The following is a 12,299-nucleotide window of genomic DNA, read 5'->3' as shown; positions in this document are numbered from 1 at the left end:
CAACATGCGCCGCGCGTCAATCAACAAACGCTTGTCAGCGTCAATCAACATCGGCATCATCAACCTCGCCGCGACATTCTCATCTTGTTTGTCGCGCGTCTCTCATCCAGATTGTCGCGCCACAGCTGAACCGTGTTCCGCTTCCACGCTGGCCAGTTGCTTCGCGGTATAGCGGAAATTCGTGAGATGCGCCCTGGCATCGGCATTGTCGGCGGGCGTCGAGATGGAAAAAGCAGCGGACCGGCCGGAACCTTTTTGAGGCGCGTCTTGCAACGCCGGACTCTCGCCTTGCGGCGTTGCATGCGAACCCGATTCGACGCGTTCCGAATGCGCGCCTCCCTCCGTGGGGGCTGGCTGATCCGCACCTCCCGTGCCTTGTGTCGCTCGTCCGACATTCGTCATTTGAGACTCCCTCCCGCTGATCGATAAAAGTGACTTCGCAGCCACTATAGGCAGATGAGCGAAACCTCAACGGCGAATAACGAAGCGGGGAATCGCGGGGCGAACGAGACGTAGTTCAGTTCATTCGTCGGGCGCCAGATCCTTTTTTGCATCGGCACCGAGAATACGCTCGGAAAGTTTCTGATCGTAACTTGAATGGATATGCGTACGCTTTTTCTCGGGAAAGGCGTAGGTATAGGCCTTGCGCAACGCAAGCGAGGCCTCATGAAAACCCGAAAGAATCAGCTTTTGCTTGTTCGGATAAACGGCAATATCGCCCACGGCGAAGATGCCTGGGCGCGACGATTCGTAGTTCGACGTATCGACAGCCACACGCCCCGCGAGCGTCTCGAGCCCCCAATGCGCGATCGGTCCGAGCTCGGCAACGAGGCCGTAAAGGGCGATGACATGATCCGCGTCGATGACCGTCTCGCCACCAATCTGCTTGATATCGACCGACTTCAGCACGCCGTCGTCGGCGTTGAGCGCGGCAATCGTACCGATCACGATATCGAGCTCGCCGTTGGCTGCCGCGCGCTTCGCTTCTTCCACTGATGCGTGCGCCGCGCGAAAGGTCTCGCGTCGATGCACGAGTGTCACGCGCTTCGCGATATTGCGCAGCGCAAGGGCCCAGTCGAGCGCCGAGTCGCCGCCCCCTGCCACGATGACGCTCTGCTCCGTGAATGCGGCCGTTTCACGCACGGCGTAGTGGACGTGGCGGCCTTCGAGCGCAGCGGCCGATTCGAGTGCGATACGTTGAGGCACGAACGCACCGTTGCCGGCAGCCAGCAGCACCGCCGCAGTATCGAACACGAGCCCCTTGTCGGTACTCACGCGCCAGCGCTTGTCGTCACCGTGCGATTCGAGCGTCGTCACGCGATGCCCCAAGTGTTGAGGCGGATCGAACGGACGGCATTGTTCGGTCAGCCGCTCGACGAGTTCGCGCGCGGTGCATACGGGTATCGCGGGAATATCGAAAATCGGTTTGTCGGGATACAGCTCGATGCATTGGCCGCCCGGCACCTCGAGCGCGTCGACGAGATGACAAGTCAAACCGATCACGCCGGCCTCGAACGCCGCAAAAAGACCAACGGGCCCCGCGCCGACGATGAGGACATCGGTACGAATGGTGGCGTTCTCTGACGATGACGTGCTGCTCACGTTCGAATCCTCTCGATGACGGCGGCGGCCCTCGAAGCGAGACTCGTCGGCCCATGCCGGTTTCAATGGCATCGAGTATAGAGGCGCCGCAGGCCCCGCAATGCAGTGGCCCGCCCTCCAGTAGGGAGAAGGCCGTGAAAAAAGGCGCCGCAATGCGGCGCCTTTCAGACAGCAATCAAACGCTGAAACCCGCTTTAGAAACGGTGACGCAAACCGACCGTTGCGGCCGTCTGGTTGTTCGAGCTCGAGATGCCGCCGTTATTGGCGTTGTACACCCATGCCACAGCACCGTTACCCGAAGCGTGCTGGTACACGACCTGCGCATAGACGTCCGTGCGCTTCGACAGCGCATAGTCGGCTTGCGCGCCGATCTGGTTGAAGTGCTGACGTGCGCTCACGCCCAGCAGCGATGCTTTTTGCTGCGTGTACGTGTAAGCGACACCCAGACCCAGCGCCGGCGTCAGGTTGTACTTGCCGTTGATTTCGTAGTTGTTCTGGTTGATCGACAGCGGCGCCACAGCGAAGTTGTCGACGCGAGCCTGCGTCCAGACGAAACCGACTTGCGCGGGACCGAACGCGTACGACGCGCCGGCGCCGTAAGTGCGCTGGCGGAAGTTGCCCGGCACACCGAACGCTGCGAAAGCCGACGTATCCGATGCGCCGTTATTCGCGGCAAGCGGGTTGTTCTGCTGCGCGTACGAAGCCGCGAGACGCAGTCCCTGGAACTGATAGGCCGCGCCAACGCTGTATTCGCGGTTGTTCGCGAAGTTGGTCTGGTTGGAGAAGCCGTACGTCGCACCGAACGTGAAGCCCGCGTAGTTCGCGCTCGAGAACTTGATCGAGTTGTTGACCGATACGCCGTAGTTCGTATTCAGATTGTCGAAGTTGCCGAAGTGAGCGAACGACGTGCCGCCCCAGCTACCCGTTGCGCTCAGCGGCGCGAGGTAGTCTTGCTCGGCGTCGTACTGGCGACCGAGCGTTACGGTGCCATAGTTGCTCGACAGACCGACGAACGACTGACGCGTGAACATGCTGCTGCCGTTGGCGAAGCGGCCGCTATTCACGTTGAAACCGCTTTCGAGCGTGAAGATCGCCTTCAGGCCGTTACCCAGGTCTTCCGAGCCCTTCAGGCCGAAACGGCTTTGATCGATCCCGCCGCTCGTCTGCTGCCAGTCAGAATGGCCGCCGACATTGCTCGTGTAATTGATGCCTGCGTCCAAAACGCCGTAGAGCGTGACGCTGCTTTGCGCATGTGCCGCGACGGCAAACGAAGCCGAAACCGCAGCAACGATGAGGGTCTTTTTCATTGGAGGAAATCCCTTTCTGGTCAAACTGGCCCCGTGGCCAGACTTCGGAAGAACGGCTCTCGGTCACCGCGCTCTCGACGGCGATGACTTATGTCGGTTGAACGAGCTGTTCAGCGAGGGGCGAGTCTACGGGGACGGGGTGTCCGGGTAAACGCGTATTCTGGAATACATTATTGCAAAAACAGAAACAAAAAGATGCAGCTATTAGTGCATTCCCTTGTTTTGGTTGGATTTTTTTCGTGGTTTAGAAGCGCGTTGGTTTCAGGACGCAAGCGAGCGAACGCCCGGCTAGTTGCGAATCCACCACACACGGGCCGCGATGATCATGGGCAATGAGCCCGCCATCGCACCGGTCGGACATACCGACCGATCCGTTGGCGGATTGCGCCGATAGTCTCTCGTCCGCAGCCGTCGGCTGAAGCCTATGCTTGGCGTTGCTTCCCTAAGTGCGCAGGGCGCGAACATGGGTATCCGAAGAAATACGAGAAATACGAGAACCGAGGGACGATTGCGAGCGATGAGCATTCGAGCATGGGCCGGCGCAGTTCTGATTGCGACGACGAGCGGACTCGTCTGGGCGCAACGGCCGCTCGTCTATCCGTTGCGCAGCCAGTCGCCCGGCGCACAAAGTGTCGACAACGCGTTTTGCTATTGGCAGGCCAAGCAACAGACGAACGTCGATATCGCGCGCGAACCGCAGCGCCCGTTGCGTACCAAAGCGATCGAGTTTACGCCGGACGCGGGGCGCGGCACGTCAGTGCCGCCGTTGCCGCCCGGCGCGGACCGCGCGAAGGCGGCAAGCGGGGGCGCGAGCGCAGCCGCGGCGTCGGCAGCCTCCTCGGCGACTATGGCATCCCAGGCGACACCGGCATCGTCGGCAACGAGCGCGGGCGCATCGGGTGCGAGCCAAACTGCCGCGCTCAATGCCGCATCGGGCGCAAGCAACGTCAACCTTCCTCCTCTTCCTCCGCCCGAGCCCCCAATGACGCGCTATTGGCAGGCATACGGCGACTGCATGCAAAGCCGAGGTTACGGGGTGCGTTGAACGAGCGTCGAAAAGCGTAGCACGCGGACGTGACCCAGGTGCGCGCATGCCGAGCGCCGAGCGCCGAAACGCAACGATCCCGCATTCTTGCGAACCGTCCGTTTCGGCAACGCTTTGCGCCTATCGGCCGCGCGGCAACAGACTTTACAGTCTGTTACCCGGGGCCCGCGTACAGCCGATTCGGCTTTCCCTATACTCCGATCCGCAACTGATTTACTTGCGCTTTGCGAGCGCTCAATCGATACCGAGTCAAATCATGAAACGCCCCACGCTGATCAAGACCACTCTTCTGACTGCGCTCATAGCGGCCGCCGGATTGTCCCTTACTGCATGTGTCGCGCCGAATCCGTATGGCGCATACGGTTCGCAACCGCAATACGCGCAGCCGGCCTATGCACAACCGAGCTATGCGCAACCTGCCTATACGCCGCCGCCGCAACCTGCCTATGTTCAACCGGGCGGTTATGGAACTCAGTACGGCAGTGTCGCCGGCATTCGCCCGATCGGCGGCGCGACGAGTCCGTCCGGCGTCGCGGGCACGCTCGTCGGCGCGGTGGTCGGCGGGGTTATCGGTAATCAGTTCGGCCGCGGACATGGGCGCGATGCGGCCACGGTTATCGGGGCACTCGGCGGTGCAGTCGCCGGCAATCAGATCGGTCAGAACGTGGGGCAGCCGTCCGGCTATCGCGTCGACATCCAATTGAGCGACGGCAGCATGCGTTCGTTCGATATGCAAACGCCAGGCGATCTGCGGCCGGGCGACCGCGTGCGCATCGACGGCAATCAGATTTCGCGCTACTAGACTTTAAACGCGGGGCGAGCGCAACAAGGCGGATGCGCCGGCAATGCCGACGCACCGCGAGTCCGTCACACCATCACGGAGTTGCCGGATGGCATTACCTGTGCGAGCGCGTCGTATCGCGCATTGAGGGCAAGGACACCCGGGCGCTCGAAGACGTTGCAAAACTTGAGTGTCGCCTCCTTCGCCGTGCTCGTCGACTTTACCGCGCGGATCGCATCCGAATGCGTGGTCTGCAACTCGTGCTTCAAAAACGCGTAGTTCGCCTCCACGCTCGACGGGTTCATGTGGTTGCGTGCCGCGAAATCGAGGAACTCCCGTTTGCGCGAGCCCGTCCATTGCGCCACGCCGTAGCCTTGCCCCATGTTCGACGTCGGCGCCCCGGCGTGGCCGCCTTCGTTCATGTTTGGATGCATGCCGCCGCTTTCGTACCAGAGATTGGCGACGATACCGGACGCTTGGCTAGGCGTCAGATTGAAATCCTTCTGCAAATGGGTCATGAAGTAGCTCGCCACCGGCTTGCCGCCCCCGCTTGCGCCCGAGTACTTGGCGGCGCTGGCGCTACCTGCGCTCGCAGTGCCATTCGAAGATGAAGACCCGTTGGCACCCGAAAAGGCTCTGGCAAAAAGCGCATCGGCAGCACGCGCCTCGGACATCAAGGACGCCATGAACGGATCCGTCGAGGACTCGCCGCCCCCGCCGGAAGACGAAAATAAAGCCAACAGTTGCTCGATTTCCTTGACGATGTCGGCTTGATACGATGCGGTGCTCCAAGACGCGCGGCGATTGCCCGTCGGCTCTCTCAGCAGCGTATCAAACCCTTGTAATCCAGCGGTATCGATCACAGCCATCTCCGGTGACGATGGGGTGGCCCGTCGACTATGCGATTTGGGCCGGCACTACGGAGAACATAGCAAAGACATTCTTACGATACTTTCGATACGCGAAGCGGACGACGTCGAAGCGAAGCGGAAGTCGAAACGATTACCGGCGCTTTGCTCCGTCTGCTTTGAGTCGATCCCAATGCCTAGTGCAGTCGCTTTTCACCGCGCCCGATTCGACCGCTCACGCCGACTGCACGAATTCGTCCATATCGATGGATCTGCCGATCTTGCGAAGACGTTCGTTGTGAGTCACAGTGATGACTGTCGTACCGCCCGCATGGACCTCCTCGAGCAGTTCGATGACACGCTGTTCGCGAACCCCGTCGAGTCCCGCGGTCGGCTCGTCGGCCATCAGAATGCCCCGTTTTTCCGGATCGGGCGTCAGCAGTTCGTTCGCCACGGCGCGAATGAGACTGAGACGATTGCGCTCGCCCCCCGACACGAAGTCAGGAAACGTACGATCGAGATCAAATCTCTCCGTATCGAATCCGAGCCGTTTCAGCAGGTCGGCGATCATTGCGCGACGCTCGATGATCTCCTCCTCGGATTGCGCGGGGGGGAAGTCCCGGTTGAGGTTGTAGAACACTGTGCCGTCATAGAAATTGGCATGTTGGCCTGAGTAGTGCAGCCACTCTTGCAACGAGTCCGGGCCGCGTTGTCTGATCTGTTCGCGCGGTACATCACCGATCGTGATTTCGCCCGCGGTCGGCTTGTATATGCCCCCGACCTTCTTCACCAACGTTGATTTGCCGGAGCCCGACGGGCCCTGCAGTGTGACGAACTCCCCTTGTTTGACGGTGAAACTGACACCTTCGAGGATCGGCGCTTCTGCACCGTGTTCGTCGAGCACGCTGTAGCCGATATTGCGAAAACCCACGTCGTGGTGCTCGAGCTGCGAAAACGGGATGCGCGCGCGTTCGAGTGCACCTTTCGGACCGTCGATCGCGTCGATGGCGCCGAGCTGATCGACCAGTTCCAAAGCCTGGACGAGTTGGCGCGGGAACTCGTCGAAATATTTCTGCGCAACCATCCGGATCGGATAGGTAAGCCCCCCGAAGGCGATCGTCGAAGCGAGAATCTGTCCGGCCGGCAAGCCGAGCTCCACGCCCATCCTGACTGTCGCGAGAATGCCGAGGTTCATCGGCAGATTGCTCCAGAACCATTGCCAGGCCTTTCGGTGGTTCAGGCCGTGTTCCAGCGTTCGCTCGTTGTCGAATTGCGTTCTGATTTCGTCGAGAACCTCCTCCATGCTCGAGAAGTTTTGCAGATCTTCCGCCCCGTTGACGTATTGCCGATTGCGTTCGGCTGTGCGGTCGATTTCCGCGTTGCCTTCCCGATAGAGCTTCTCCATCTTTTTATTGTTGTGTTTCGACCAGAGATACATCATTGGCAGACTAACGAGACCACTGATGGCAAGGCGCGGATCGAACTTGAACAAGACGGCCGCAGCCGCGATGACCTGCATGAACGCGGGGCCGAGGATGTTGAGCGAGTCCCCGATGATCTTGCTCGATGCGTCGCGGCCCCGCACGAGCGCGTTGAACATCTTGTCGAAACTCTGCGGCTCACTATCGCCATAGACCATGCGTGACAACCAGCTTCGCTGGATGTTTTTGTCTGTATGGAGCAGCACCTTTTCAGTACGTGCCTTGCCGTTCGAATAGAGCACATCGCCAGCGACATAGGTTGCCGCCCAGTACTCCGTGAACGCGGCGAAGTTGAAGGTGTTGCCCTGGGTCACGTTCGAATAGGCAATCGGCGAAATGCCACGGGCTACCCCTTGCATGACGAAGTTCGCGACAACGCCGATAATGTTCCATCGTTGAGCCCGCATATCGCTGAAGCGGGCCACCATCTTCATGACGCGCCAGAGGGTGCGCGGTGAGTACTGAATCAGATCGAGATCGCGGTCGCTCAGTAGCGCCGCGATCTCTCGCTTGGAAAGTCCATACCGCGCCAATCCCCCATAGACCTCGCCTTGCATGTGCGTCTTGCCGTCGTCGAGCTCATCGAGTTCCTTGTGCAAGGATGCCGCATTGATCTCTTCGCTGCGCACGAGGAAGTAGAGCCACGCCAGCGCTTCGATCTGCGTTCCGTCCACATCGCCCTCTTCGCCGGCGCTCTCGTTTACCGCGGCAACCAGCCGGTCGATCCACCGATCGATGCCGTCCGCCAGTTTGTCGTTGGCATCGATATCGACGACCTCGCGTTTCGTATGCGTTCTGCTCGTGCGCGCCATCGCAACCATCTCGCTCTGCAATCTCCGAAAATCGCGGCGTAGCTCGGGCGACAGACTCTCGATGAGCGTTTGAAACGTATGCGGCTTGGCCGCCTGTTCATCCGGCGGTGGTGTTCGGCTTGCGCAGGCCTCGGCAATCAATGTCCGCAGTCCTCGGAGCACATCGTCGGCACTCCTGATCGGCTCGCCGGGAACAGCAGCGGGATCGGCAAACATCGATGCGAAGCTTCGATGCGACGCCTCGTCTTCCCGAGGTGAAAGAAGGCGCTTGCCCGCGATGGCAGATCGGGCCTCCTGCTTGCCTTGTACGTCGATGGTCGCGACCGAAATCGTCGGTGCGGGAGCCGGCTCGCGCAAAACCTGTCGCAGTTGGGTCATCTTCCCGCGCGGTGCGTCATCGCGCCGGCCGAGCAGGACAAGCCCCAATAACATCTCCAATTCCTGGCTATAGAGGGTTTTTTGTCGCCCGCGCAAACGCATTGACAGCTTTTCGCTGCTCGTTTCGCTCTCGGTCGATTCGTCGAGATTGATATGCACCCGATCGGGCAACGCCACTTTGCTCGAGATATCCTCCGCGAGCGGTGCGCGCAGCAAAGACGCCGGGTTGTCCACTGGTGCTGCCGTCACAACGATGCTGATCGATCTGGATAGCGGGCGAGGAATCTTGTCGGCTTCCGGATTCGGAGCGCGCCACTGAAGGTAGCCGCCCTTCGGTTCGCCGACGCGCGCGGCAACGGTTGCCCAGCGCAGTACTTTGACGGGCTCTTGAATATCGTCGCTGCGATAAAGCGCGTAGATGCAATGTCCGGCAGGGATTTCACCTCGCTGAACTTTTCCATAAAGATCGAATACATCCGATCCCCGGTAGCGGCGTGCTCCCGCAGGCGGCATGTCGGAGACTTGGCGTTTTCCGAAAGCGGGCTGGCGTATCGTGCCTTCGAGGCTTCCCGATTCGCCGCTTGCCGACCACATCTTCGGAATCGACGGTCGCTCGAGGTTGGCGAACGCGTGTCCGGCGGCGCGCGTTGTCGCGGCGGAGATGCGTAAATTCCGGTATGGCGGCGCTTCAAGGAAGGTGCTGGATAGAGGCCCAAGGTAAGCGGGCCCCGCCGGATTAGATCGAGCGGACATAGAGCATGGAGGTCGGTTTGCGCACGCACGGACTGTAGCAACCTTGCGCGGCAGCCCCTTCACGACATGCGAATTGGAGAACGATGCAGCGCAGCAATTTGCCCCGTCCGCCTTATCGCGACCTGCCCAAACAACCGCTATGCTCAATGAAAATTCCTACTGGAAGTCGACAACTCGCCGAGCAAATGCGACAAGTCGACGAAGCGGTGCGCAACCAGATGCCGTACCTCTGCTTCGCATTGCCATACACCGAACACTGCGAGGAGCGTCGCGCCGAGCGCCTCTTTTCGTTGCCGTTCGAGCATCTTCGGCCAGACGATGACATTGACGTTGCCGGTCTCGTCTTCGATCGTGACGAAGATCACGCCCTTCGCCGTATCGGGCCGCTGGCGCACCGTCACGATCCCGCAAGCTCGGGCCAGCCGGCCGTTCGGATAATGCTGCAATACAGCAGCGGGCATCAGCCGTTTCTTGTTCAATTGCGAGCGCAAGAGCGCCACGGGATGACGTCCGAGCGTCAGGCCCATCGCCCGGTAATCTCCCACGATATCCTCTGCTTCCGACGGCATACCGAGCGCCGGCGTCTCGTCCTCCAGGACCGCGCGCGCGAGCATGTCCTTGTCCGGCACAGCGGCCGCCGATTGCCACAACGCTTCGCGGCGATTGCCGGCGAGCGATGCGAGTGCATTGGCTGCGGCGAGTACTTGCAAGTCGTGGCGATCGAGTTCGGCCCGGCACGCCATGTCGCGTACGCTCTCGAACGGCCGCGCCGCTCGAGCGAGGGCGATGCGTTCGGCCGCGCCATCGCGCATGCCCTTGAGCTGCGACAGACCCAGACGAACCGCGGGCCGCTCGCTGTGCGCCACCTGTTCGAGCGTCGCATCCCACTGACTGACGGCAATATCGACAGGCAATACCTCGACACCGTGGCGCCGCGCATCCTGCACGAGCTGAGACGGTGAATAAAATCCCATCGGCTGGCTATTGAGCATCGCCGCGAGGAAAGCTTCCGGCTCATGACGCTTGAGCCAACTGCTCGCATAGACGAGCAATGCAAAGCTTGCCGCATGGCTTTCCGGGAAGCCGTACTCGGCGAATCCCTTGATCTGCTCGAAAATACCGTCGGCGAACGATTTATCGTAGCCGCGCGCGGTCATACCGCCTACGATGCGATCGTAGTATTGCTCGAGGCCGCCCTTGCGTTTCCATGAAGCCATCGCCCGCCGCAGTTGATCGGCCTCGCCCGCCGTAAAGCCCGCGGCAAGCATCGCGACCTGCATGACCTGCTCCTGGAAGATCGGCACGCCGAGCGTGCGCGACAACGCAATTTCGAGCGCCTTGCCGGGGTACGTGACGGGCTCGAGCTTCTGGCGACGCCGCAAATAAGGATGAACGGCGCCGCCTTGAATCGGCCCCGGCCGCACGATCGCAACCTCGATCACGAGATCGTAGAACGTCCGCGGCTTCAGACGCGGCAACATCGACATTTGCGCGCGCGATTCGATCTGAAACACGCCGACCGTATCGGCGCGCGAAATCATGTCGTACGTCGCAGTATCCTCCGGCGGAATGTCCTGCATTTCGAAACGTTCGCCTCGCAGTTGCGAAACCAAATCGAGCGTACGGCGAATGGCCGAGAGCATACCCAGTGCAAGCACGTCGACTTTCAGCAATCCTAACGATTCGAGATCGTCCTTGTCCCATTCGATGACGGAACGTTCCGGCATGGCCGCATTTTCGATCGGTACGAGCCGCGACAGCTTGCCGCGACTGATGACGAAGCCCCCCGAATGCTGCGACAGATGGCGAGGAAAGCCGAGCAGTTGCGTGGCGAGCGATGCCCACGCCTGTATCAGCGGCGCTTCGGGATCGAGCCCGCAGTCCTGAAAACGCTTGAGCAAGTCGCGTCTGCCATCGAACCACTGGTGCGATTTGGCCACCCGATCGACGATTTGCGGATCGACACCGAGCGCCTTGCCCGTTTCGCGCAGCGCACCGCGCGGACGGTATGTCGACACTGCGGCGGCAATGGCTGCCCGGTCCCGGCCGTATTTCGAATAGATGTACTGAACGACCTCCTCCCGGCGCTGATGCTCGAAATCGACATCGATATCGGGTGGCTCGCCGCGCTCTTTGCTGATGAAGCGCTCGAACAGCATATTGCCGCGGGCTGGATCCACTTCGGTAATGCCAAGGCAATAGCAAACCGCCGAATTGGCCGCCGAGCCGCGCCCCTGACAGAGAATGCCGCGGCTGCGGGCAAAGCGGACGATGTCATAGACAGTCAGGAAATAAGGCTCGTATTCGAGCTCGCGTATGAGATCGAGTTCGTATTCGATCTGGGCTTGAATATCGTGCGGAATGCCGCTCGCAAAGCGCCGGTGAGCGCCGATATAGGTTTCCTGACGCAAGTAATCGGTCGGCGTCGTTCCGGGCGGCACGAGTTCGTCCGGATATTCGTAGCGCAGCGAATCGAGCGAGAACGTACAGCGCGCGAGGATGTTCGTCGTTTCCTTCAGCGCATGCTCGGGATAGAGATTGGCGAGCCGCAGCCGCGGGCGCAGGTGCTGTTCGGCGTTGGGCGCAAGCTCGTAACCGCATTCGTGCACCGGTTTGCCCACCCGGATCGCCGTCATGGTGTCCTGCAAAGGCTTGCGCGAGCGCACATGCATGACCACATGCCCGAGCGCGACGACCGGTAGCGCGCATTGCTGCGCGACATATTCGATCGTGCCGCGATGAATATCGTCCATCGCGCGCTGATGCAAAACGAGACCACACCACGCTCTGGCGGGAAACGTCGCGTCGAGCCATCGCAGGCGCTCGCCAAGCAGCGCCTCCTTGGCGGGGAAATCGGGTACGAGGATCGCCAGGCACCCGGGCATGCCGCGCAAATGCGTGTACGGTTTTTCCGGCCGAGCGAGATCCTGCGGCGTCAGCCGGTATTCGCCCTTCGGCGCACGCATTCTCCCCAGCGTGATGAGTTCGCATAAATTGCCATAACCGTCCCGGTTCTGTGCGAGCAGAATCAGCCCGAAAGCCGGCGAGCCGTCGGCGTTGACCAGCTTGAAATACGAGCCGACGACGAGCGGCAGTTGCGCTTGCCTGGCCGCCACATGCGCGCGCACGATGCCCGCAAGCGAGCATTCATCGGTGATCGCCAGGCCGGCATAACCCAATTGCGCGGCGCGCTCGGCCAACTCCTCGGCATGCGATGCGCCTTGCAGGAACGTGAAATTCGACAGGCAGAAAAGCTCGGCATAAGCCGGTAGCGCGGTCGGAACAGTCATCG

The 12,299-nt window shown here is 60.9% G+C and carries 7 protein-coding genes; 2 read left to right on the top strand and 5 right to left on the bottom strand.

What is annotated here, in order from left to right:
* Positions 1 to 522 precede the first annotated feature (522 nt).
* On the bottom strand, positions 523 to 1,602 hold the full coding sequence (locus GWC77_RS23285; protein ID WP_367949087.1) for an NAD(P)/FAD-dependent oxidoreductase: 1,080 nt from the start codon (positions 1,600 to 1,602) through the stop codon (positions 523 to 525).
* A gap of 194 nt (positions 1,603 to 1,796) precedes the next feature.
* The gene (locus GWC77_RS23280) at positions 1,797 to 2,909 is read right to left on the bottom strand and encodes a porin (RefSeq protein WP_173260744.1); all 1,113 of its coding nucleotides are present in this window, start codon (positions 2,907 to 2,909) and stop codon (positions 1,797 to 1,799) included.
* A 517-nt stretch (positions 2,910 to 3,426) separates the two neighbouring features.
* Between GWC77_RS23280 and GWC77_RS23275 the strand changes: the two genes are divergently transcribed.
* Positions 3,427 to 3,954 (top strand): hypothetical protein, encoded by a 528-nt coding sequence (locus GWC77_RS23275; RefSeq protein WP_173260742.1) that lies wholly within the window; start codon positions 3,427 to 3,429, stop codon positions 3,952 to 3,954.
* A gap of 256 nt (positions 3,955 to 4,210) precedes the next feature.
* On the top strand, positions 4,211 to 4,756 hold the full coding sequence (locus GWC77_RS23270; RefSeq protein WP_173260740.1) for a glycine zipper 2TM domain-containing protein: 546 nt from the start codon (positions 4,211 to 4,213) through the stop codon (positions 4,754 to 4,756).
* Between the two features lie 65 nt (positions 4,757 to 4,821).
* Here the strand turns inward: GWC77_RS23270 and GWC77_RS23265 are convergent, their stop codons facing one another.
* From GWC77_RS23265 to GWC77_RS23255, 3 genes are all read right to left on the bottom strand, one after another.
* Positions 4,822 to 5,598: a phage tail tip lysozyme gene (locus GWC77_RS23265; protein ID WP_173260738.1), complete on the bottom strand. Its 777-nt coding sequence runs from the start codon at positions 5,596 to 5,598 to the stop codon at positions 4,822 to 4,824.
* Between the two features lie 220 nt (positions 5,599 to 5,818).
* Positions 5,819 to 8,848 carry an ABC transporter ATP-binding protein gene (locus GWC77_RS23260; protein ID WP_173260736.1) on the bottom strand — a complete coding sequence of 1,010 codons (3,030 nt, stop codon included), beginning with the start codon at positions 8,846 to 8,848 and terminating at the stop codon, positions 5,819 to 5,821.
* 302 nt (positions 8,849 to 9,150) lie between these two features.
* Positions 9,151 to 12,297 carry an error-prone DNA polymerase gene (locus GWC77_RS23255; RefSeq protein WP_173260734.1) on the bottom strand — a complete coding sequence of 1,049 codons (3,147 nt, stop codon included), beginning with the start codon at positions 12,295 to 12,297 and terminating at the stop codon, positions 9,151 to 9,153.
* Positions 12,298 to 12,299 lie beyond the last annotated feature (2 nt).

Source organism: Paraburkholderia sp. NMBU_R16, assembly GCF_013282575.1.
GTDB lineage: Bacteria > Pseudomonadota > Gammaproteobacteria > Burkholderiales > Burkholderiaceae > Trinickia.
Note: the sequence above shows the minus strand (reverse complement) of the source record. Positions and strands in the feature narration are given on the sequence as shown.